Origin of the sequence: Shewanella xiamenensis, assembly GCF_014647135.1 — a bacterium.
Classification (GTDB): Bacteria; Pseudomonadota; Gammaproteobacteria; order Enterobacterales; family Shewanellaceae; genus Shewanella; species Shewanella xiamenensis.
In genome coordinates, this window is sequence record NZ_BMOP01000006.1 from 193,195 (window position 1) to 215,928 (window position 22,734).

Annotated in this window: 18 protein-coding genes; 10 read left to right on the forward strand and 8 right to left on the reverse strand. The window is 47.3% G+C overall.

Annotation, left to right across the window (positions count from 1 at the left end; translation table 11 throughout):
• Positions 1-375: 375 nt before the first annotated feature.
• The 5 genes from IEY09_RS08125 to IEY09_RS08145 all read left to right on the forward strand — a co-directional run bounded on the left by IEY09_RS08125 (position 376) and on the right by IEY09_RS08145 (position 10,476).
• On the forward strand, positions 376-972 hold the full coding sequence (locus IEY09_RS08125) for a tyrosine-type recombinase/integrase (protein WP_188870580.1): 597 nt from the start codon (positions 376-378) through the stop codon (positions 970-972).
• 220 nt (positions 973-1,192) lie between these two features.
• Positions 1,193-8,548, forward strand: coding sequence for an RHS repeat-associated core domain-containing protein (locus IEY09_RS08130; RefSeq protein WP_229777776.1), 7,356 nt, complete (start codon positions 1,193-1,195; stop codon positions 8,546-8,548).
• Positions 8,545-8,997 carry a hypothetical protein gene (locus IEY09_RS08135; protein ID WP_188870582.1) on the forward strand — a complete coding sequence of 151 codons (453 nt, stop codon included), beginning with the start codon at positions 8,545-8,547 and terminating at the stop codon, positions 8,995-8,997. Before IEY09_RS08130 ends, IEY09_RS08135 begins: the two co-directional genes overlap by 4 nt.
• 26 nt (positions 8,998-9,023) lie before the next feature.
• Positions 9,024-9,251, forward strand: a complete 228-nt coding sequence (locus tag IEY09_RS08140; RefSeq protein ID WP_188870584.1) for a hypothetical protein — start codon at positions 9,024-9,026, stop codon at positions 9,249-9,251.
• 190 nt (positions 9,252-9,441) lie between these two features.
• Positions 9,442-10,476, forward strand: a complete 1,035-nt coding sequence (locus IEY09_RS08145; protein WP_172590342.1) for a transposase — start codon at positions 9,442-9,444, stop codon at positions 10,474-10,476.
• 360 nt (positions 10,477-10,836) lie between these two features.
• On the opposite strand, the gene phoU is transcribed toward IEY09_RS08145, so the two are convergent.
• From phoU to IEY09_RS08165, 4 genes are all read right to left on the reverse strand, one after another.
• Positions 10,837-11,547 carry a phosphate signaling complex protein PhoU gene (phoU, locus tag IEY09_RS08150; RefSeq protein ID WP_037429875.1) on the reverse strand — a complete coding sequence of 237 codons (711 nt, stop codon included), beginning with the start codon at positions 11,545-11,547 and terminating at the stop codon, positions 10,837-10,839.
• Positions 11,548-11,674: 127 nt separating this feature from the next.
• Positions 11,675-12,493: a phosphate ABC transporter ATP-binding protein PstB gene (gene pstB / locus IEY09_RS08155; protein ID WP_037416943.1), complete on the reverse strand. Its 819-nt coding sequence runs from the start codon at positions 12,491-12,493 to the stop codon at positions 11,675-11,677.
• A gap of 33 nt (positions 12,494-12,526) precedes the next feature.
• Complete coding sequence (gene pstA / locus IEY09_RS08160; RefSeq protein ID WP_188870586.1) at positions 12,527-14,185, reverse strand: phosphate ABC transporter permease PstA; 1,659 nt, start codon at positions 14,183-14,185, stop codon at positions 12,527-12,529.
• Positions 14,186-14,244: 59 nt separating this feature from the next.
• Positions 14,245-16,503: an ABC transporter permease subunit gene (locus IEY09_RS08165; RefSeq protein ID WP_188870588.1), complete on the reverse strand. Its 2,259-nt coding sequence runs from the start codon at positions 16,501-16,503 to the stop codon at positions 14,245-14,247.
• 199 nt (positions 16,504-16,702) lie between these two features.
• Here IEY09_RS08165 and IEY09_RS08170 point away from each other — a divergent pair, with 199 nt between their 5' ends.
• Positions 16,703-17,203: a glycine cleavage system transcriptional repressor gene (locus tag IEY09_RS08170; protein ID WP_037416937.1), complete on the forward strand. Its 501-nt coding sequence runs from the start codon at positions 16,703-16,705 to the stop codon at positions 17,201-17,203.
• A 61-nt stretch (positions 17,204-17,264) separates the two neighbouring features.
• Here IEY09_RS08170 and IEY09_RS08175 read toward each other — a convergent pair whose 3' ends face one another.
• Positions 17,265-18,152 carry a DMT family transporter gene (locus tag IEY09_RS08175; RefSeq protein ID WP_188870590.1) on the reverse strand — a complete coding sequence of 296 codons (888 nt, stop codon included), beginning with the start codon at positions 18,150-18,152 and terminating at the stop codon, positions 17,265-17,267.
• A 290-nt stretch (positions 18,153-18,442) separates the two neighbouring features.
• Here IEY09_RS08175 and IEY09_RS08180 point away from each other — a divergent pair, with 290 nt between their 5' ends.
• Positions 18,443-19,267 (forward strand): DUF2797 domain-containing protein, encoded by an 825-nt coding sequence (locus tag IEY09_RS08180; RefSeq protein WP_037416933.1) that lies wholly within the window; start codon positions 18,443-18,445, stop codon positions 19,265-19,267.
• Positions 19,268-19,351: 84 nt separating this feature from the next.
• On the opposite strand, the gene IEY09_RS20210 is transcribed toward IEY09_RS08180, so the two are convergent.
• From IEY09_RS20210 to IEY09_RS08190, 3 genes are all read right to left on the reverse strand, one after another.
• A complete protein-coding gene (locus tag IEY09_RS20210; RefSeq protein ID WP_229777778.1) occupies positions 19,352-19,609 on the reverse strand; it encodes a VOC family protein in 258 nt (85 codons plus the stop codon).
• Positions 19,566-19,751, reverse strand: a complete 186-nt coding sequence (locus IEY09_RS20215; RefSeq protein ID WP_229777780.1) for a VOC family protein — start codon at positions 19,749-19,751, stop codon at positions 19,566-19,568. The genes IEY09_RS20210 and IEY09_RS20215 overlap by 44 nt, the downstream gene beginning before the upstream one ends.
• Before the next feature lie 203 nt (positions 19,752-19,954).
• Complete coding sequence (locus IEY09_RS08190; RefSeq protein WP_188870592.1) at positions 19,955-20,560, reverse strand: DUF4136 domain-containing protein; 606 nt, start codon at positions 20,558-20,560, stop codon at positions 19,955-19,957.
• A 316-nt stretch (positions 20,561-20,876) separates the two neighbouring features.
• Here IEY09_RS08190 and IEY09_RS08195 point away from each other — a divergent pair, with 316 nt between their 5' ends.
• The 3 genes from IEY09_RS08195 (at position 20,877) to IEY09_RS08205 (ending at position 22,608) form a co-directional block, all read left to right on the forward strand.
• A complete protein-coding gene (locus IEY09_RS08195) occupies positions 20,877-21,470 on the forward strand; it encodes a LysE family translocator (protein ID WP_011623319.1) in 594 nt (197 codons plus the stop codon).
• A gap of 27 nt (positions 21,471-21,497) precedes the next feature.
• Positions 21,498-22,046, forward strand: a complete 549-nt coding sequence (locus tag IEY09_RS08200) for a DUF1415 domain-containing protein (protein WP_037429883.1) — start codon at positions 21,498-21,500, stop codon at positions 22,044-22,046.
• Positions 22,047-22,119: 73 nt separating this feature from the next.
• On the forward strand, positions 22,120-22,608 hold the full coding sequence (locus IEY09_RS08205) for a hypothetical protein (protein WP_188870594.1): 489 nt from the start codon (positions 22,120-22,122) through the stop codon (positions 22,606-22,608).
• The last annotated feature ends 126 nt before the right edge of the window (positions 22,609-22,734 follow it).

Here is a 22,734-nt window from a genome sequence, read left to right on the forward strand (position 1 = left end):
ACAAGTCGATAGTGTTATTTATTAAAGAATATATGGACGGATTTATAACCCATGATAACTGGCTTAAACTGACCACCGTGTTTGGCAAGCTATTTCACTGTTGCTTCCCCAGTGACACGCCATAAACTCATCCCTGAGGGCTCGACGGCGGCATCCATGCCGCCAACGGTCACAGTTGCAACAATGACAATCTTTACGACCATTGAACTGTTCATCTAGCTAAAAACTTTTTGCCCCAAAGCAATTTAGCACTCCATTTTTAGACTCCGCTTTAATTTCATTTATACATGAGATTTTATAATCCATATGTGTCCAATTAAGCGCACCATTTCCTAAAATTTAAGTGTCTATTCATCACTACCCGAGGAGGTTTGTATGGACGCTTGGAATAAAGGTCATCCCATGGGACAAAAACGACCTTTTAAATTGGAAGAGATTTGGCGCATTCGCACTCGTTTGGAGTTAGAGCATAATATTGCTGAGTTAGCGTTACTTAATCTGGCGATTGATTCAAAATTACGCGCTTGTGACTTACTGCATTTGAAGGTTCAAGACATTACCTCAGCAGGCATCATTAATCCGCGAGTGCGTTTAACGCAACGTAAAACTCACCGTGAAGTGCAGTTTGAAATTACGCTACCAACCCAACATTGTTTGACTTCTTGGTTACTTGAAAAGCGGCTCGTCGCAGAAGACTACTTATTTCCGAGCCCAAGGTGTGCTCATCAGCCGATGAGTTATAGCTATTACCGCGCGATAGTCAAAAACTGGGCGCGTCAGTTAGGCCAAAATAGTGAATTGTACGGCACGCATTCACTGCGCCGAACCAAAGCCACGCTGATTTACCGTAGAACGAAAGATATTCGAGCGATTCAAATATTACTTGGCCATGTCAAGTTAGATAACACCGTCCGCTACTTAGGTGTTGAGATTGAAGATGCACTGCGCATATCGGAATCCATTGAGGTGTAAATGGATAAAGGCAGTGGTTGTGTTGAGCGCCATTGCCTTGGTCTAATCGCACGGTAGCTCTGCCCCCAAAAAAACATCCCCTATTTACCGTAGTCAGCCTTATCGCAATATTGATTCGCAAGCACTTAAGTTAGTTGTTTGTTTTTAATGTGTTGCAATCATGTATTTATTTTTGTATTTTGATTTGACAAAAAAGGAAAGTTAAACTAAAGGGAATATTATGTTGCCTCTGTGGACACCGCACCGTCACTCATCTTTTGCCGCTTTTATATTGCTATTGGGGTTGTCTGTGGGAGCACCGAGTGAGGCGGCGCTGACAAAACCTGATGTTGAAATTGACCCTATATTGCCAAGTATTCCTTTACCTGTAGCAATACCTTCTCTTTCCAGTAGTCGTTTTTCGTCAAGTGTCGAATTACGCTGGAGTATTGATTGCTCTGTCACTGCCGTTAATATCCAAGAATCCATCAATAATCAGTCTTGGGCATCAATCTATACGGGATTAGGTCAAGCGGATAATACAGCTGCCTATGCTACGTTTGCTGTTGGGGGTGATGTTTGCAGTGGTGATTGGTCAAGCAAACGATTATTGCAACTCCCTAATAAGACCCTCCCAGGTTATTACTATCGCATCAATGCTTGCAAAGGTTCATTGTGTAGCGCTTATAGCCCTTCTATTCTTGTTGGCACTCCTTCTGCGCCTTCTACCCCCTCGGCTCCAGCCTCTATCTCGACTCCTGCAACCAATACAACAGGGGCGTTTAGCGTTTCTTGGGCTGGCGTCAGTGGCGCTACGCGTTATGAGTTACAGCAACGCATTAATGGTGGCGTATGGGTTGCGAAATATTCTGGAACGGCCACCAGTTATGCTTTGTCGGGACTCGCTTCGGGCACCTATCAATATCAAGTGCGGGCTTGCTCAACGGCGTGCAGTGCCTGGAAGTTATCCAGCAATACTCAGGTCAGTTTGCCCGTGCTTGGCAGTGATTGGAAAAACCTATCACGGGTGACAGTTGCCGATGCGGGCGGTAGTGATATCGAGCCCGCTGAAGTTGTTGATTTAAGTGCGGCTGCGGTTAAGGGGCGAGCTGGCGTTTCAGGTGGCCAGGCAAGTTATCACATTCCTATCGATTTACCGCCAGGGCGTAATGGCGTTCAACCTTCGATATCACTTAGCTACAACTCTCAATCTGGTAATGGATTGCTGGGGATGGGCTGGTCACTCAATGCGGGCTCAAGTATTAGTCGTTGTGGTGCAACCTTTGCGCAGGATGGTTTTACCCGTGCGGTCACCTTTAATGCCTCAACAGACCGATTGTGCCTCGATGGCCAGCGCTTGATTGCCATTACTGGCACCTATGGCACAGGTAATACCGAATATCGCACTGAGATGGATTCCTTCACTAAAGTGGTACAGCTCGGCAATATTAATGACAGTAACAGCAGTTTTACCGCCTACAAACCTGATGGTAGCAAGGCTACCTATGGCGCAAACGCCAACAGTCGCTTTGTGCCAAGCGGCTTAAGCACTGCACTCAGTTGGAAGGTGACTCAGGAGTCTTATTCCAATGGCGCTAATACCATCGATTATCAATACGATACGAGCGTGGCGGGTGAGCATCTTCTTAGCCAGATTTTATATACAGGTGGTTTGGGCGCATTAGGTGATAGGAATGTCACATTTTATTATCAGCCTCGGACTGACAAGCGTAAAAGTTATCTGGCCGGAGGGCTAACAACCAGTACTCGTTTGTTATCAGAGCTTAAGGTCAATGGTGCAGGAGGACAATTAGTTCATCAATATCAGTTTGATTATCAACTGAGTCCGGCTAGTGGGCGCCACTTATTAAAGGCGCTAGCGCAGTGCGATGCCTTAGGCCGCTGCACACCGCAAACTCAACTGACTTGGCGCGATAGCGCGTCAACAGTTAAAGCCAATGAACTCCTCATTGGTGGGCAAACGGTATTCTCAGGTGAGTTGGACATTAATAAAGTGACCCCGCATGGCGATGCTAATGGTGATGGTTCCACCGATTTCCCAGGATATGACTCAAATGCAGAGCAGGACATGCTGGGTCAAAATGGTTTTACTCATGAGAAAGCTTGCTATAACGATTATGTCTCCGATGGTTGGATTTGTGTTGCATTCGATGCGGACCATGACGGTAAAGTCGACCCCTTTAAATCCATCAACAACATCTTACATATTCAATTATCTGCATCAGGGGCAGCTTCGTATGTGTCAACGGGCATCCCTTTTAATCCGAATCGCTTTCCAAGCCCTGATAGGCTAATGAGCGCGACTGACCTCAACGGAGATGGGGATGTTGACCTGATGGTCTTTACTGTTGTGAGCGGTAAAGGCTATTGGCGGGCTTATTTAAATACGGGTAACGCATCAACGCCTTATTCCGCGAATTCCTTTCAATTAATCCATGAGACCGCAATAGACCCTAAACTGGGAAGTTGGCCAGCAAGACCTGAAGTTGATGTCACTATGGCGGGTGATATTGATGGCAATGGGATGGTGGATTTTGTGGTGTCAAGCTTGGGCGGCAGTGGTGCGGCGAATGCCCCTGTCCCCGTGTTGCGAAGTTTCATCTTAAATAACAGCACACCGCAACAATGGAGTGTGCAATGGTCAAGTGCTCCAACTTATCCATTCCATACTGGGGATGGTTTTCATTTTTTCCAAAAGCTGATTGATATTAATGGTGATGAATTAGCGGACATTATTTCCTGGCGCATGGTAAATAATGACCGCGTGATTGGTTATGAACTTAATCAAGGACGCGCCACGTTTGCCCCTTGGGTGGCTTTTGCGGGCAATCTGCATTTGAAAGAGCGTTTCCATTCGGTGGTGGTCACGGCGCAAGAGCCTATGGATGTAATTTACCCACAATACTTTGACAGTATGCAAACGGCTGACATCGATTTAGATGGTATTGAGGAAATATTACTTCCAGGTACGAGGGTTATCACGGGTTGTGCCTATGTTATGTTTCCCGGTGGGACTTCGGGCAGCGGCATCAAAAGGACACTCTGTGGTGATGCGCTCTATGGGGATATGCCTGTAAACAGTTTTAATACGGTTCCCAGCAAACCAATTGCCAGTTCAGATTTTGATGATTCGATTTATCAATACGATGCAATTAAATTCGTGTTGCAAGCCGATGGCCGCTGGGGGTTGGTAAAGCAATCCACCCCATATTACGGCTCTGCCCATGAATCCCGCTTGGTGGATACATTTGGGGATGGTCTGGTTGATATGCTCACAACCTATGGGCCACGCGTGCCTGGCACGGGACAGTTTAACGAAACGTGGATACAAAACCCGGGTTCAAGCATGTGGGGCGCGCGATATGGCGCTTACCTCAGCCGTAACTATGGTTCGGGTACTGGACAAGCAACCAACGATTATGCCGCCACGGATTACCTGCAATCAGTGACGGATGGCTTTGGTAACAGTAGCGAATGGCGTTATCGCCCACTGTCAACAGGAGAAGGCAGTGCCGGGCAGGATAAACTCTACGCCACAGATTTCGATGAAGTGGGAACCGGCTATGTGCATTTCGCCTCCAGTATGTATGTGGTGCAGTCCTTCAAGCAAAGCAACGGACAGAGTGGCGAAAATGAAACCCAATATGCCTATAAAGGCGCGATGTACAACCTGCAAGGACGTGGCTTTACCGGATTTAATCAAATCTGGGAAAAGGATATGCAGCGGGATAAGACCGTGCATAGCGTCTTCAAGCAGAAGTTTCCTGAGGTGGGACTGCTAACTGAACAAACGGTCAGCGTAGGTTCGACTACCGTTAACCAAGTGACGAACACTTGGGCAGATAATCCACAGCACACCCTAAGCGGTGTTTACCACAATATTCAAACCCGCTCGCTACAGCAAAGCTGGGATTTACAGGGCATTGCTTTATCAACACAAGAAGTGCAAGTGAATGCCAGTGATGTTGATTCATCGGGCAATATTAAAAAGCAAGCTCAAACGGTTACAGATTACATAAAGGGTCAGGCGAATACCTATACCAGTGTCACGGAAACCGATTATGTGCCCGATATTAATAATTGGTGGCTCAATAAGTTCAATTCGATAAAGACGAGCCACACTACTGCGCTGCGCAACTGGGGAGATGACCCCGTCGGCACGATGGATAAGGCGCAGTGGCAATTGCAAACGGTCAATACCTGGGATAGCAATCATAAGTTACCCACTAAAGTGACTTATACCGCCAGTAATAGCAGTTGTTATCGCGTCGAAGAAACCGGATTAAACAGTTACGGTCTGCCACTGTGGACTAAAACCACAGGGCAAAGTAGTACGTGTAGCGCCATGGCGGCAAGGCAAACCAGTTTTACCTACACCAAAGACGGTACAACTCAGGCTGACGATGGTTATCTGCCTTACAAGGTCACCAATGCCAAGGGCCATATCACCACTACCGAATACGATATGGGGCTAGGACTCCCCACCAAAGTGATAGCGCCTAATAATATCGTGACTCAAACCCAGTACGATGGTATCGGTCGTCCGGTGCAGGTCAAACAGACGGGTAGTCCAACCCGCTATTTGCGTTATTTACTCGCCAATGAGGGGAATAATCCGCCCCAGGACAACGACAATATTCCTGTGGTGGTGACCCGCACCAGTGGTGCAGGTATCCCCGAAACGGAGCAATATTTTGACGGCCAAGGTCGATTACTGCGCACGGCAACTCAGGGCTTCGATGGCGGCTATCAATATCAGGATAAGCATTATGATGCGCTCGGCCGCTTAACCCGAGAATCGACGCCCTATGGTAACGGCACGGCGGCAGACTATACCGAGTTCAGTGAGTTTGATGCACTCGATAGACCCAAATTCCGCAGCATACCTAACGGTCAGTCCGGCGGCCTTGTGTCGACTTACGAATATAATGGCCTCACCACAGACATTACCGTCGGCGGTCGCAGTATGTCGCGCACCTATGGTAGTCAAGGCTGGTTATATGAAACCGTGGATGCGCAGAATGGCACCAACCGGTTTGCCTACGATAGCGCTGGTAGGCCGTTAGTTATCCGCGATGCCAACAATAGTGATATCAAGGCGACTTACAACGGTTTTGGGCATAAAACCCAAGTTATCGACCCTAATCAAGGCACTACCAATTTTGGTTACAACAGCGTAGGCGAATTGGATAAGCAAACTTACATCATGGATCCTGTCAATCTCAATGACGATGTTATCCAGCTATTCGGCCTGGATACTCTGGGTCGTATCACTAGCAAAACCACTTCAGGCGGCAGCGCGCCGGGTACTGCCACCTTCGTGTGGGACACGCTCAAACAAGGCTTACTCACCTCTGAAACCGAAAACGGCGTCACTCGCACTTATGCCTACACAACTGCGCAGCAATTGGCGCAAACCACAGTGACCGTTGATGGTGTGAGTCGCACGGTTAAACATCAATACGATAGCTTCTATGGTCGTCCTAAGGCACTCGAATACCCGAACGGCTTAACCCTGAAATATAGCTATAACGATTACGGTTACCTCGAGCAGACCAGCAATGCAGCTTCTGGCTATCAATATCGTCAAGTCACAGCCATGGATGAAGCGGGCCATATCACAGGCGCTGACCTTGGTAACCGGGTGATGTCTGAATCCCGCAGTTATTACAGTGAAGGCACCATGGCGAGTGTTGAGGTGGATGGCCCGCTGGGGCGGATTCATGCGCACTACTATGATGGCTATGATGAGTTTATGAATCTCACCAGTGAACGTGATGGGGTGACAGGCATAACTAAGAGTTACCGTTATGACACGCTTAATCGCCTAACCGAGTATCAGTTTAGCAATACCAATCCGACCTTTAGCGCCACAGTTAACTATGCCTACGATAAAGTCGGTAACTTCCTTAACAAGACCGACTACAGTGCCAATAGCACCACAGCCTACCGTTATGGTGGCAATGCCAGCTGTGCAGCGGGCAATAATGCTGGCCCTAACGCAGTGTGCCAGCTGACTAAGCTCAATAACACCACAGTAAACTTTCAATACGACAAGCGCGGCAATTTGCGTGTGGGTGATGGCCTCACCATGACCTACAATGCCATGGATAAGCCACTGAGTGTCTCTGGCCGTGGTGCCACCACCAGTTTTGTCTATGGCAGCGATAATATGCGCGCCAAGCAGAGCCGTACAGTCGGTAGCACAACCACAACCACTTATTATGTCGATAAGTACTACGAAGCCGACAGTGATGGTAGCTGGCGTGCCTACTTAGACGACATTGCGGTACTCAGTTATACCTCACAGCGTGGTCATTTGCTGCAATTTACTCTCAAGGACCGCCTCGGCAGTGCCACCACCCTAGCGGACCAAAATGGCAATATTGTTAGTCAGCGCTATTTTGACCCCTTTGGGCGAACCGCATCGACAGGCGGTGGGCATCGTACTGATATAGTGAATAAAAATACCCTGCAATCAAAGCTGCAGGATTTGGATGTGACCAACAAAAACCGCCGTGGCTTTACCGACCACGAGCATTTGAATGAGCAGCAGTTAATTCATATGAACGGCCGGGTGTACGATTACAACCTGGGTAGGTTTATGTCGGTGGACCCGTTAATTCAGAGTCCGACATCGACTCAGAGCGTGAATCCCTACTCGTATATCATGAATAACCCCATGTCTGGTATAGATCCAACGGGCTACTGTTCGACGGACGATACGCTGAAAGGTTGTGCCGATGGCTTGGAAGCGGGGAAAACTGAAGCCATCACCAATGCGGACGGCAAAACCGTTGGCCATATCGGCAAGGATAGCCAAGGTAATGTGCATATCAGCAATGGTTCCAGCAAAGGTCAGGCTGCGGTTGCCAACTCAATAGCCAATGCTGGTAAGACTGCTGATATTGGATCCCAGCAGCAGATTGCTAAAGGCGGGGGGAATGGTGGCACCAGTGGAGGGAGTGCGGATGTATTAACCCTCGGTGGTGCCGCTGCCGCTGCAGCAGGAAAGAATCTAAGCGCCAAAACATTGGCTAAAGGCGCCGCTGCACTACTAGGTGGTGGTGCAGTTATGGCAGGGATTGAGGCCCTCAAACCGACCAAAACAGCAACCGATGAAGAAATGGAAGCGCTTGCGGCACCAATTATTGCTGCAAACATAGCTGCGTATGAGAAAGAGCAAGCGGCCGCAATTTCAAGAGTAAGAACAGCAGATGGAGGAATAGTGCTTTACCATGGCACTGACGTTCAATCAGCGATCAGATTGCTAAACGGTGAGCCGCTTAGTGCTCAGATAGCAGCTGGCAATAAAATAGATGGGCCACCGGGTTTTTACTTGGCTACTGACTATGATGACGCTGCATTCTTCGCCACTCGACGAGGAGAAGGTGCCGTCATTCAGTTTATAATTTCAAACAAAGCACTGGGCGGGCTAAATGCTAACGGAGCCTACTTTCAGAAAATTCCTGTTGGTGGATTTAGAGCGGACGGTTATGAATATTTGGTCCCTCCGCAAGCATTTGGAACATTTAACTCATATAGAAAGACTGAAGATATAGTAGCGACGCCATGAAAAAATATACTTTGAACGACCTAAAACCAGTACCAACGGCTGTTGAGTTAATAAAGGCGCACCCTGAGAAGTACTTAGCAAATACAGAGTCACCGGCAAACGAAATAGCATCCCACTTGATGTCTGATGCGCTTGCATTATCAGCTAGAAGAGTGCTAGTGCAGAATGTTAATGGTTGGTACTTAGTATCAGCAGATAAGGACTGGGTGAGGGATAATATAGATAATATCAGTGAACTATCTAATATTTTTTGCAGATTACTTGCTATTCCCGAGAAGTGTGTGAACTCGTTTCGAGGAGAGGTGTTAGCTTACACTTTCTCTTCAAATTGTTTTGTATTTGACCATGGAAAGATTGACTTAATAAAGGGAGACGTTCCAACTGAAGATGTAACAAAGCATCTTCCTAAAGACCTCCCTTTTTCAGTATGCTTTAGTATTGAACTGTAAGAACAAAGATAGAAAAGAAATAGAACATGCGTCACACTTTTAGTCAATTAGCCCCATTTATGTGGGGCTTTTTCTTGCCTGAAACCGGGCAATTCGACCAGCGGTCTGGGCAGTGCTTGCCGGTAGAAGTGATCAGTCGCTGCCAGCAGGGCGGGCAGTTTGATGCAGCGCCGCCAATTGGCGGCACTGGCGTAATTGATCGCTTCTGCTGTTCACAAGTGATCACTTCTACTGTTTTGGACTGCTCAAAATAGCGGGGACATATATGGTCACCTCGGGGTTAGCAAGGCCAAGGGGCAAAAGCGGGGACAGCCATATCTTTTTGTGTTTTTCAGCACCTTCAACTAGGCTTTAAAATAGCGAGGACAGCCACATCTTTTTGTGTTTTTCAGCGTCTTCTACTAGGCTTTAAATTATCCTGATTTTGTCTGTGTGGAGTTTGCAATGACTTCTGCCAGAAGACAGCTAATTGATGCTAATGCAACGCCCTTCTATCACGTGATAAATCGCTGTGTTCGCAGGGCTTTTTTGTGCGGTGAGGATAAGTTTTCAGGGCGCAGTTACGAGCATCGACGTGGCTGGATTGTTGATAAAATCAAAGCCTTGTCTGCGATATTTTGTGTGGATATTTGCGCTTACGCGGTGATGAGCAATCACTATCATTTAGTGCTTAAAATAGATGTCGATAAGGCCAAATCCTTAACGCAAAAAGACATTATCAGCCGTTGGTGCCAAATCACTAAAGGCCATGCAGTCGCGACTAAGTATATGAATGGTGATGCATTAATCGAAGGTGAACGCATGTTGCTCGATGGCTTAATTACCGAGTGGCATGAACGATTAAGCAGTATTTCTTGGTTTATGCGTTGTTTAAACGAAGAAATTGCCCGTAAGGCTAATCGTGAAGATGAGTGCAAGGGCGCCTTTTGGGAAGGCCGATTTAAGTCGCAAGCGCTGCTAGATGAGCAAGCCCTGCTCGCGTGTATGATGTATGTCGATTTAAACCCCATTCGAGCAGGCATTGCCGATTCTTTGCAATCCTCTGATTTTACATCGATTCAGGAGCGAATTAACTCGCTAGATTCACCCAATCGTTCATTAGCCATCTCAACGCCACAAACTGACTCCGCAACTAATCAAGCTCATATTCCCCACAAGGCTCTGGTCCAATTCGATGGCGCAGCTCACCTAAATGAGCAAGCGGGCATTCCGTTTCATTTTGCCGATTATCTCGAACTGATTGATTGGACAGGCCGCGCCATCCGCCTTGATAAGAAAGGCTATATCGATAATCAACGGCCGAAACTACTCAATGAATTAGGCATTGCGCCCGATGCGTGGCTCACATCAGCCAAAGAGTTTCGACGTCAATACAGTGGCATAAGTGGTCGATGGGATAGCATGTGCGCGTTTAAAAAACAGCATAACAGCGGCAAATGGTGTAAAGGAAAAGCCTCAAGCCAAGCGTTACATCCTTAAGTTCGTTACGACTCAGCGTTTGGGATTATTTTTTTTTATCCGAAATGGAGATAATTTCGCGCAAAACATAGCACGCTTTTGTCCCCAAACGAGTCTCTATCTCCTTTAAAACAAACAGGCTACGCCGATGTTAAACATGTGAGCCATGGTGATTAGCGAGACGACCGTCAGCCCCACGGACGGGGCGGTCGAGCATCCACGGATGGACTCGCTGCGTGTCGTTGAGCAAATACCATGGCTCACCTACCAATACGCATCAGCAACGACTCTCAAGTGCCCTCTTCCATTTACCCCCTTAAACAAAAACGCTCTGCGGATTAGGCAGAGCGTTTGTGGATAACGCCTTGTGATAAAAGGCGTTTAGTTCTTCATATCCTTTTCCATATCTTCATAGGAAGTATGGCGGACGTCTTTACCTTTTACGTAGTAAATAATGTATTCGCAGATATTTTTACAGCGGTCGCCCACACGTTCAACCGCACGGGCTGCCCAGAGTACGTCTAATACATCGGGGATTGAGCGTGGGTCTTCCATCATATAGGTCATTAATTGGCGGATAATGCCTTCATATTCACGGTCGAGTTTAGCGTCTTCCTTGTGCAGTTCCAATGCAGACTCTGCATCCATACGGGCTAATGCATCTAAAGTGGCGTGGAGCATACGAGTCGCATGGCGGCCCATATTTTCAATACTGACTAATAAAGGCTGCTGATTATTCAATCGCTTATCTAATGCTGCCTTGGCAATACGCACACAGGCGTCACCGATACGCTCAAGATCAGCAATGGATTTTGAAATCGCAATGATCATCCGCAAGTCGCTCGCTGCGGGCTGGCGCTTGGCGATAATACGGGTGCATTCTTCGTCAATCGAGACTTCCATCCCGTTGACTTTATGGTCACCTAAGATCACTTTTTGCGCTAATTCGGCATCTAAGGTGCTTAAGGCGTCGATGGCTTGCTCTAATTGACGCTCAACCAAGCCACCCATAGCAAGTACACGGTTACGAATATCTTCTAGCTCGGCGTTAAATTGCCCAGAGATATGTTTGTTTAAATTCATATTTTCCATTTTGCCAACCTTTTACTCAACTGTATCAACGCCTAGATGGAGTTTGCAATGCTTAACTCTGTTCTAGGCGGTGGCTTATTTCGTTAATCGCTTATCACTCACATAACCACTGCCAAGGGCAAGGTGATTAACCGTAACGGCCGGTAATATAGTCTTCGGTCTTACGTTTTTTCGGTGTGGTGAAAATGGTGTTGGTATCGGCGTATTCCACCAATTCGCCCATATACATAAAGGCCGTTTGGTCCGATACCCGCGCCGCCTGTTGCATGTTGTGGGTAACGATAACCACTGTGTACTTAGTTTTAAGTTCGGTTATCAGCTCTTCGATGGTTAAGGTTGAAATCGGGTCGAGTGCCGAAGTAGGTTCGTCGAGCAGTAATACTTCTGGCTCAATGGCAATCGCACGGGCAATCACCAAACGTTGCTGCTGACCACCGGATAAGCCAAAGGCGTTATCGTGCAGGCGGTCTTTCACTTCATCCCAAATCGCCGCGCCGCGTAGCGAACGCTCGGCCGCTTCGTCGAGTTCACGGCGGTTGTTAATGCCCTGCAGACGCAGTCCATAAACCACGTTTTCGTAAATCGATTTAGGGAATGGGTTAGGACGCTGGAACACCATACCTACGTTGCGGCGCAGGGCGGCAACGTCGATCTTTTTGTCATAAATATTTTGACCGTGCAGCAAAATCTCGCCGTCGATATGGCAGTTGTCCACCAGATCATTCATGCGGTTAATGCAACGCAATAAGGTGGATTTACCACAACCGCTGGGGCCGATAAACGCCGTAACTTGCTTTTTGGGGATCTTCATCGACACATTGAATAGCGCTTGCTTATTGCCATAGCGCAGGTCTAAGTTGCGGATCTCCAGCGCGGTATCGTTCTGGCTCAAGTTTGCTAAGTCAAAGTTGTTGGTTTTCATGGCTGTCGAATCTATAGAAATCATATTCAGTCCTAATACTTTCAGGATAATCGCTGATTAATGCTCAAGCGAACGATATTTTTCACGTAAGTGGTTACGCACACTAATCGCGGTTAAGTTCAGTGCCACAATCACTGTTACCAGCAAGAAGGAGGTGGCGTATACCAGAGGACGTGCTGCTTCAACGTTAGGACTCTGGAAGCCCACATCATAAATATGGAACCCTAAGTGCATGAATTTACGTTCTAAATGCACGAACGGGAAGTTTAAGTCCAGTGGCAATGTCGGCGCTAATTTCACTACACCCACCAGCATTAACGGTGCCACCTCACCCGCGGCGCGGGCCACAGCTAAAATCAGACCCGTCATGATCGCAGGGCTTGCCATCGGGATCACAATCCGCCACAGGGTTTCGGCCTTAGTCGCGCCCAGTGCCAAACTACCTTGACGCACAGCACTCGGAATACGGCTTAAGCCTTCTTCGGTCGATACAATCACCACTGGCAGGGTCAGAATCGCTAATGTCAGCGCCGACCAAATCACCCCTGGTGAACCAAAGGTCGGTGATGGTAAGGCTTCGGCGTAAAACAGTTGGTCAATTGAGCCGCCCATCATGTATACGAAGAACCCGAGACCAAATACCCCGTACACAATCGATGGCACACCCGCTAAGTTGATTACCGCAATACGGATCATCTTAGTAATTGGGCCTTTTTTGGCATATTCGTGCAGGTAAATCGCGGCAATCACCCCAAATGGCGTAACAATAATGGCCATTAAGATCACCATAAATACTGTGCCGAAAATTGCAGGGAATACCCCCCCTTCAGTGTTGGCTTCGCGTGGGTCATCCAGCAGGAAACGGCCAACCCCGACAAACCATTTACCGATTTTTCCCATCAAGCCTAAGTGGTTGACGTAGGTGACATCCAGCACAGTGTCTAATTTAAGTTCCACCTCAACACCGCGCATATCGCGTACAATCACAGCGTCGCGAGCCGCTTCATCACGCAGGGCAAACAGCTGTTTTTCGAGTACTTTATAGTCTTGTTCGAGCGAATGTTTCGCCGCGGCTAACTCCTGCTTGCGACTATCGGTCAGCTCACCATCTAACTCGTAACGGCGCTCTTTTAGACGCAGTTTTTCGATGTTGTAGTTAATCGAGCCAATATCTTGTTTTTGCAGTGATAAGGCTTTGTCAGACAGTGCGACTGCGCGCTCAATATGTTCCATTAAGGAGGATTCAAGCGCATCGTTTTTAAGTTCTAAGCGTTTACCGTTTTCAATCACGGCCACTGGGTAACCGTAAAAGTTACCGTTTTTCGTCCGCTCAAGCATTGCGACATCAGCTGGCTCACTACGGCTAATAATGTCAGTCGCTAAAATCCAGCGGAAATCTAGGCCCACAAATTCACGGTTACCGGTTTTCACTAAGTAACGCGTCACAAACTCACCGGGTGGCTGTTTAAACACGTGGCCCGCGGCGGTTAAGCGTTCGGTTGGCACTTCTTCCCTATCGTAAATCTCACCGATTAAGGTTGAACGTGCGCCAGTGTTATCTTCAAGTTCCCATTGATAAATCGTTGCAGGCCAAAAGTAGCTTAATCCGCGCCATGCAATCAGCAGTAACAAACCTAATACTGCAATCAAACTGATGCTCACCGCGCCACCTGTCATCCAAATCCATGGCGAGCCTGATTTTACCCACTTACCCATTGCACAAACCTCTCAAGGTCATTGGCGAAATAGTATTTAGTATCATTATCTTATCTCCATTACAGCGAGCTATAGCGGTCACGCAGACGCTGTCTTACCACTTCGGCAATGGTGTTAAAGAAGAAGGTGAATACGAACAGTACAAAAGCTGCGAGGAACAGCACACGATAATGTGAGCTACCAATTGCCGATTCAGGCATTTCTACCGCAATGTTAGCCGCTAATGTCCGCATACCTTCAAACACGCTCCATTCCATAATGGCGGTGTTACCCGTTGCCATTAGTACGATCATGGTTTCACCCACCGCGCGGCCAAGGCCCATCATCACCGCAGAGAAAATCCCTGGGCTTGCGGTCAGCAGCACAACACGAGTCAGAGTTTGCCAAGGCGTCGCGCCCAGCGCCAAACTGCCGTTAGATAGATGGCGTGGCACAGAGAAAATGGCGTCTTCCGCAATCGAGAAAATGGTTGGAATAACCGCAAAACCCATGGCGATACCCACCACCAGCGCGTTACGTTGGTCGAAGGTGATGCCTAATTCGTTAGTGATAAATTGGCGAGTGTTACCATCAAACAATGCCACTTCAATCATCGGGCTGATGGCAAAGGAGAACCAACCCACAAAGCAGATAACCGGGATCAGCATCAGCTCCTGATAGACTTCAGGTAAACGTTGTTTCCATTTACCGGGTAACTTGCTCCAAGAATAGGCTGAAAGCAAAATCGAGGTCGGCAGCAAGATCAGCAGCACTAAGATGCCCGGCAAGTGTTCTTCAATCAGCGGAGCTAACCAAAGTCCTGCGAGGAAACCTAAGATAACCGTTGGTAAAGCTTCCATGATTTCGATGGTTGGCTTAACAATGCCGCGCACCTTAGGCGACATAAAGTAAGCGGTATAAATCGCGCCTGCAATCGCTAATGGTACAGCAAATAACATGGCGTAAAATGCAGCCTTCATGGTGCCAAAGGCCAATGGCATTAAGCTCAGCTTGGCTTCAAAGTCATCACTGCCCGAGGTGGATTGCCACACAAATTTAGGCTCAGGGTAACCTTCGTACCACACCTTATTCCACAACGCGCTCCAAGACACTTCTGGGTGCGAGTTTTCCACGTGGAAGATATTCAGTTGGTTGTTCGCTTCGACCACTAGGCCGTTCGAACGTGGGCTAAAGCCCATCACACCTGGGTTTTTAAGGTCAAACTTTTCATCAAACAGTTCGCGCTCACTGGTGGTGTACAGGAGTGATAACTCACCCTCTGGGCTCACCACGGCAAAGCTTTTACGGTAGAACTCAGAGGCAATCGAGGCCACTGGCGCTAAGTCGGTAAACTCACGGATCTCTTTGTATAAACGGCCTTTTGGACCATTCACTTGGAAGTACTGGGTCACCACACCGCTGTCATAACTCACTAAAATCGAGCTAGCACCTGCGAGCAAGGCAATATTATTAACCTTAGACTTGTCCTTTTCGGCATCAATAACTTGAATTAAATCGATATTTTCAATGTCACGAATATTGTAAACAAACACCTTATTGCCCATCTGCAACATCAGTTGGCGTTGATCAGGGGTCATTAATTGGTGCGCCGCCTTTTTAGGGGCATCTGGGAGCAGTGCACTCGTCGTTGTCCACTCAATCTCTTCGGTCATCATGTTTTCTTGACCTTCAAGACGGCTTAAACGCCAAATGCCATTATTATCTTGGTAGGCAAAGGTGATTTTATCGCTACTGTAACTAAAAGCTAAATGGTGGATAGCACTACCAGAACCATCAATCGTGATAGGTGTTTCACCTGCGCTATAACGCAGTTTTGGCGTGATAAGACGTTTATTATTGGGATAGCTTAACCCAAACTCAATACCCACGATTAAGGCTTGGCCGTTACTCAAACCTAGGGCAAAACGTTGCTCACTCGGCGCAGCAATCGCGGCGCTGGTTACGGTCACACCCGCAGGTAATGGCGGGGTAAAACTGGAGAGTAAGCTGCCATCGGCAACAGTGTAGAAATCCACTTGGCCATCGGCGGCTACGCGATACATTACCTCATTTTGCTCATCAGCACCGACCATCAGGGTCGCGACTTCAGCATGTTGATAACTCACGCTTTTTACTGGAGTCACATCCGCGCTGTCGAAAATGGGTTTAATCACGTATAACAAATAGAAGAAGATCAACAATAAGGCGACAAACACCATAGTGCCGCCAATCGTGACCCCAATTTGAGCCGCTTTATCCTTAAATGCCCTGCGACTTGAACGTCCGCCTTTCAGCATACTGTGCGGCGCAGAACCAGGTTGAATGACCTGACTTTCCATTAAGAACCTCTATTATTAAAGCCTGTGAGTTTTTTCGCTAGGAATTGCGAAATGCTATGCTTACACTGTTTGAGCATAAACTGAGCAATAACAACACCCTTCATTCTAAGTGCGTTGAATTATATGACGCAAAGATGACAGTTGTGTTACACCCCGTTGTAAAACAGGTGCCTTTTACAAAAAATAGGAGTCAGTCGCCATGCTACGATATTTAATCACGCTTCAAGCACCTGATAGAAAAGGATTAGTAGAGCAAATCGCCCACGCCGTGAGTCGCCATGGCGGCAATTGGCTCGACTCAGAATTGCGCCATATCGACGGGATTTTTGCCGCCATTTTGTTACTCGAAGTACCTTCCCTGAAAATGGACGAGCTGATTGAAGCCTTAGAGTGTATCGACGGGCTCACCCTCACCTATGCTAAAACCTCAGTCGCCCTCAAACCCATTAAGCGGCTGACCTACAGTTTAGTGTCCTACGACAGACCCGGATTAGTGCTGGATATCTCCAATCGGATCACCGCACTTGGCATCAATATCGAGCAATTTAGCAGTCAATTTGAAACCGCTGGCCATACTGGCATCGCCCTCTTTCGCGCCACCATAGGTTTAGGCTTGACCGACCTTGCTCAAGAGGAGCAACTAATGCAATCCCTCTACGCCCTCGGTGATGACTTAGTGCTGGATAAACTCAGCCGTTAGGTTTCAACACTTTTAACAAAAAACGCCGCGGGCACTGCCAGCGGCGTTTTTTTATAGAGACTTAGTTAACGTTCTGGTGCCGAGACTTAATCAAATAACGCAGCGGCACTTGAGAAATCAGCATACCGAGCAGCATCAAACCGCAGCCAACCAAGGCGCGCAGCCCTAAGCTCTCCCCAAGGAATAAAATACCGCCGATGGCCGCAAACACAGTTTCTAAACTCAAAATAATCGCCGCGTGGGCAGGATGCGCATGCTTTTGCGCCAGCACCTGCAAAGTGTAGGCAATACCCACTGAAATCAGCCCCGCATAGGCCAGTGAGCCCCAGGCGGCAACCACCTTATCGACTGTCGTGACCTCAATGGCCGCCGACACCAGCAGGCTTAATACGCCGCACACCAAAAATTGCATCATGGCGAGTAACACTGGCGAAATCCGCTTGGCAAAATGATCTACCGCCAAAATGTGCATCGCCCAAAACAGCGCGCCAATCAATTGCAGCATATCGCCATAACCAATGTGAAAGCCGTCTTTAATACTTAAAAAATACAACCCCACTAATGCAACGGCACACCCCAACCATGTATTTGCGCCAGTAGCATGTTTCAGCGCCAGCCCCAAAATCGGCACTAACACGATATAAAGCCCAGTGATAAAGCCCGCATTGGCCGCGGTGGTATACAGCAGCCCCACCTGTTGCAATGAGGCGCCAGCAAACAGCAATCCGCCTACCGCCACGCAGCCAATGGCAAAATCTTTAGGTGTACCGAGATGAATTTTACCTTGCCGAGCCAAGTACCACACCAGTGGAACGAGTGACAGCGTACCAATTAAGAAACGTAGCCCGTTGAATGCAAAGGGCGATAAATGCTCCATTCCTAAGGTTTGCGCGACAAAACCAAAGCCCCAAATGGCAGCGGCGAGCAGGAGTAAAAAATTGGCAGGCAAGATACTGTCTCAATGATTAAAAAGGATGACAAGATTACCGATATGCTGGACGCTTGTCCAAAATAACCTACAAGTGAATAACAAACTGACGCACTCACCACGAGTTAATTGACAGTTCATTGGCCCTCGTTAACCGCCGTACATTTAAATCAAGTTGGGGTATCAATCGAAAATTCCTATCTAAACTCGACTAGATAATCTTGTATACTGCACACCAAGCAATGACGAATGCATAAGTGCGCTGGGAAGCCTTGCCCAACCCAGTGACACAATAAAAACTAGGAACACCTATGTTAGGAACGCTAAAAAAGCTGCGCGCACACTTAGATGAGGCGCAACAAGTACAGTATCAACTGGTGATAGGTGAAGAATTACTGCCACTGAATCCCTTAATTGGCAAGCCGCTGACACTTACCCACACGGGTAACATCTTCTGCTGTAACTGCGGCAAAAAGACCAAAAAGAGCTATTCGCAAGGCCATTGCTTTGTGTGTATGCAAAAGCTCGCCAGCTGCGATATGTGCATCATGAAGCCCGAAACTTGCCACTTTGACCAAGGCACCTGCCGGGAGCCAGAGTGGGCGCAAAGCCATTGTTTTGTGCCGCATTATGTTTATCTATCTAATACTTCAGGCATCAAAGTCGGCATCACTCGCCACACTCAACTGCCAACTCGTTGGATTGACCAAGGTGCCACCCAAGGTTTACCGATTTTTAAAGTGTCGACACGACAAATCTCGGGTTTAGTGGAAGTGGAGTTAGCCAAGCTCATCAACGATAAAACTCACTGGCAAGCCATGTTAAAGGGCCATGCCGATGATATCGATTTGAATGCTAAGGCTGCGGAACTGATCCCACACATCGAAGCAAAACTGCATGAAATCGCTATGCAAAAAGGTGATTACAGCATCGAGCGATTGCAGGAAGACATTCAAACCATTCATTATCCGATTGAAGTTTTCCCCAAAAAAATCAGCTCACATAATTTTGATAAAGACGCCGTGGTCAGCGGAATTTTACAGGGCATCAAAGGCCAATATTTACTGTTCGATACGGGCGTGATTAATATCCGCAAATTTACGGCCTATGAAGTGAGTGTATCCTTAAGCAACTAGCTTACGCCGCGTTGTGCTAAGGCGAAGCCCTACACAACGCGCGCTATTCTTGGCTTAGCAACGCTTGGCTTGAAAGGCAATGTACTAACCAACTTGCGCTTCCATATAGACAAGTTCCCAAATATGTCCATCGGGATCTTCGAACGCATGGCCGTACATAAACCCTTGATCTTGTGCTTGACGATAGGCTTTGCCACCATGCTGTTCAGCAAGTTTTACCAATTGGTCGACACGTTCTCGACTGTCACAGTCTAGGCAATTGAGTACCTCTGTCGTGGCATGGGCATCGGCAATCACCTTATCGGTAAAACCAGCAAAAAAAGGCTTCGCCAGCAGCATCACATAAATATTGTCCGCGGATCACCACGCAAGCAGCCTGCTCATTGCTGTATTGCTCATTGATACCAAACCCTAGACCAGCATAAAAAGCCCTTGATTGTTGAACACTTTCAACCGCCAAATTAACAAAGATACTTTGTGCCATCATAATCTCCCTTTATAAGTCCTCTGCGGACGTATATCCTAGTCAGGTAAAAATACCTGTCATCTGTAGATAGGTAAGTAAATAGCTAACTGAATTGTCTAGTCTATCATTGCAACATCCTAAACTCGTGTTCCAGCTAGCTCTTTAGGCGAGCATCTTACTCACCTTAAGACTTTACTGATTACTGCGCCAAAATATCCGCCCTATTGCACCGCATGAGTGGCGGGCAGCGATAGCAGCATTTCCTCGATTGAGCCATCGAAGCGGGCTTTGACTTCGTCCATATCCTTAATATTGGCAAAGCCTTGGCCAAGAACTCGCCATACCATCTCATAAGGCTGACCCGCAATGCCCGTTGGCTTAAAAAAGCTAATCAACACTGAGCCTTTATCGTATTTTTTAAGATCAACACCTTGATTCGACAGGCCAGGCACTAAGCCTGCGGCGGCAAGTATCTGCTCATCCGACATTTGTGTGCCCATGGCGATGCCGAACCCCACTTGAAAGTCCGCCAGTTGCGGGTCTTCAACCCAGCGATAACCTTTTGTCAGCAGCACTTTTTTAAGGGTGTCCTGCATATGTTGTAAGACTTGTTGTTGATCGAGCCTGCGGTCAACAAAAATCTTCTGTAGTGTGGGATGCCAACTGTAGGTCATGGCGCTCGGCGGTAATTGACTCAAATCCCCCGAAGTTACGACAGTAGTTCGTAGCACTTGCGAATCATCGTTCACACTTACACAGGCGGTAAGACCTAGCAAACTCAAGCTTACAATTGTCAGTACACATCTTATTTTTTGTGGTAAATACATGCTCTTTCCCTTATGGCAATTTTTACAGCTTAAGGATAGTTGCTATTTCTCAGACTGAAAGTCGATATTCATCATAGTGTTAAATTGCAACGTTCGGCAACCGCTGCACTTATATTGCTCAGAAACCTTAGTGTGCACCACATAGTTATGATTTGTTACTTTATAAAGCCCGTACAGCGTATAGGCGCGATTCAATTTACCCGCTAGAATGCCTCGCTCAACGTCAGTGATAGTAATACCTCGGCGCTTAAATTCGAGAGTAATATCCCTATTCAATGCCAAAAATGACAATATATAAAAGGTGTGGAATTTATCTATGGAGTTAATACTGGCTATCGCATTGTTTGCCTTTTCATCGGGGATCACTCCTGGGCCTAACAATATTATGCTGATGACCTCAGGGGTCAACTTTGGCGTTAAACGCAGTATTCCGCATCTGATGGGGATTAGCCTTGGCTTTCCTACCATGATCCTCGCCATCGGCCTAGGCTTAAGCGCCCTATTTCAAGCCTACCCGATTATCCACCAAGTGATTAAAGTCATTGGGATTGTATACCTTCTGTACCTGTCATGGTTGATAGCCAATAGCAGTAGCAAGATGGAGGGCAAGAGCATCGCTAAACCTTTTAGTTTTCTGCAAGCCGCGGCATTTCAATGGGTTAATCCTAAAGGCTGGATTATGGCCGTGGGCGCGATTGCCACTTTTACCTCAGTACAACAGGATCTCACACCTCAAGTGGTTACTATTGCCACAGTGTTTTTATGTGTGGCTTTTCCCTGTGCCGTGGTCTGGCTTGGGTTTGGTGTAGCACTTAAACGTATTTTGAAAAACGAACGCCAGCAGAAGATCTTTAATATCACTATGGCCATCTTGCTTGTGGCGTCTATCATCCCTATGATCGCCCCCTAATTTTGGCCGTAAGAGTTAAGCACTAGCATGAATGAGATAGAACTGATCACTCAACAAACCGATAACTGGGTGAAAAAAGTGATCATGAAATACAATATTTGCCCCTTCGCTAGACGTGAGGTCGAGCGCGGCAGTATTCGCTATCTTGTTGTTGAACAAACCAAAGTCAAGCTAGTGCTTAAGGCATTGATTGAAGAATGCCAATACCTGGATGCGCACCCAGAGCACGAAACCTCGCTGTTTATTCTGCCGCGGGGATTTGAGGGCTTTTACACTTACCTCGATCTCGTCGATATGGCGAACGACGCCTTATTCGACAACGACTATGAAGGCGTTTATCAGCTCGCGCATTTTCATCCCGACTATTGTTTTGAGGATGAACCACAGGACTCGGCCGCCAATTTTACCAACCGCGCGCCCTACCCAACCCTGCATATTATTCGCGAGGCCAGTATGGAGTTAGCCCTGGCTAACTATAACGACCCTGAATCAATCCCCGAGCGCAATATTCAATTTTGTGAGCGTAAAGGTAGCGAGTTTTTTATTAAATTACTCGCCGAGTGCATGGGGAAATAGCTTAATCACGGCGAATAGCACATGCGCCGCATCGCAATCTGCTCATTGCTTACGACAACGGAATGTAATCACGATGGACTTGATCATCCCACTAGCATTAAAGCCATGGCTTAGCTCTGATATTCCTGAATCACGCCAACTTGATATAGGTTTTGCCCTATTTGAATTTCCAAGATTTGAAGACCTCATCGATTTTCAAATGGGTTATCGCTGGCATGGTATCACCCAAGCGCGGGAGCCTACTTGGGATGATAATTGGCTAGTACTGGCAAGCTCCTATGGCGATCCCTTAATTTATCATTTAAAGGATGAACACATTCTTTTCGCTCGCCATGGCGCATGTGGTTGGAAGCCCAACCTTCTTTTTACCGATTTAGCCCAAATGTCTCGCTGTTTTAATGCCTTAGCAGTACTAATCTCCGACGCAGGCGACGCTCTTTTTGATGATGACGACAATATCCAGCCAAACTATGTTGAGTTAATTAAAGCGAAGATTGTGAATCATGTAGGGCTTGAGCAAGGCAACCAGATCGTCGAGCAACTAGAAATTATGGCCTACTAAGGCTTTGTTTCCTAAATCGAGTGAGCGAACAACACTCTCATCATTGTTCAAATATCAAGCTACATAGTGGGTTTCAGGCATACCTAGCCCAGTAAGTTTGTTCAAAGCCCTAATCATCGCGTAAGC

Coding starts and splice junctions, on each gene's coding strand:
- IEY09_RS08165 (WP_188870588.1), bottom strand. CDS start 16,503: ATGGAAAGTCAGGTCATTCAACCTGGTTCTGCGCCGCACAGTATGCTG.
- pstA (WP_188870586.1), bottom strand. CDS start 14,185: ATGGGTAAGTGGGTAAAATCAGGCTCGCCATGGATTTGGATGACAGGT.
- IEY09_RS08145 (WP_172590342.1), top strand. CDS start 9,442: ATGACTTCTGCCAGAAGACAGCTAATTGATGCTAATGCAACGCCCTTC.
- phoU (WP_037429875.1), bottom strand. CDS start 11,547: ATGGAAAATATGAATTTAAACAAACATATCTCTGGGCAATTTAACGCC.
- IEY09_RS08195 (WP_011623319.1), top strand. CDS start 20,877: ATGGAGTTAATACTGGCTATCGCATTGTTTGCCTTTTCATCGGGGATC.
- IEY09_RS08140 (WP_188870584.1), top strand. CDS start 9,024: ATGCGTCACACTTTTAGTCAATTAGCCCCATTTATGTGGGGCTTTTTC.
- IEY09_RS08190 (WP_188870592.1), bottom strand. CDS start 20,560: ATGTATTTACCACAAAAAATAAGATGTGTACTGACAATTGTAAGCTTG.
- IEY09_RS08200 (WP_037429883.1), top strand. CDS start 21,498: ATGAATGAGATAGAACTGATCACTCAACAAACCGATAACTGGGTGAAA.
- IEY09_RS08180 (WP_037416933.1), top strand. CDS start 18,443: ATGTTAGGAACGCTAAAAAAGCTGCGCGCACACTTAGATGAGGCGCAA.
- pstB (WP_037416943.1), bottom strand. CDS start 12,493: ATGATTTCTATAGATTCGACAGCCATGAAAACCAACAACTTTGACTTA.
- IEY09_RS08130 (WP_229777776.1), top strand. CDS start 1,193: ATGTTGCCTCTGTGGACACCGCACCGTCACTCATCTTTTGCCGCTTTT.
- IEY09_RS08125 (WP_188870580.1), top strand. CDS start 376: ATGGACGCTTGGAATAAAGGTCATCCCATGGGACAAAAACGACCTTTT.
- IEY09_RS08170 (WP_037416937.1), top strand. CDS start 16,703: ATGCTACGATATTTAATCACGCTTCAAGCACCTGATAGAAAAGGATTA.
- IEY09_RS08135 (WP_188870582.1), top strand. CDS start 8,545: ATGAAAAAATATACTTTGAACGACCTAAAACCAGTACCAACGGCTGTT.
- IEY09_RS08205 (WP_188870594.1), top strand. CDS start 22,120: ATGGACTTGATCATCCCACTAGCATTAAAGCCATGGCTTAGCTCTGAT.
- IEY09_RS20215 (WP_229777780.1), bottom strand. CDS start 19,751: ATGGCACAAAGTATCTTTGTTAATTTGGCGGTTGAAAGTGTTCAACAA.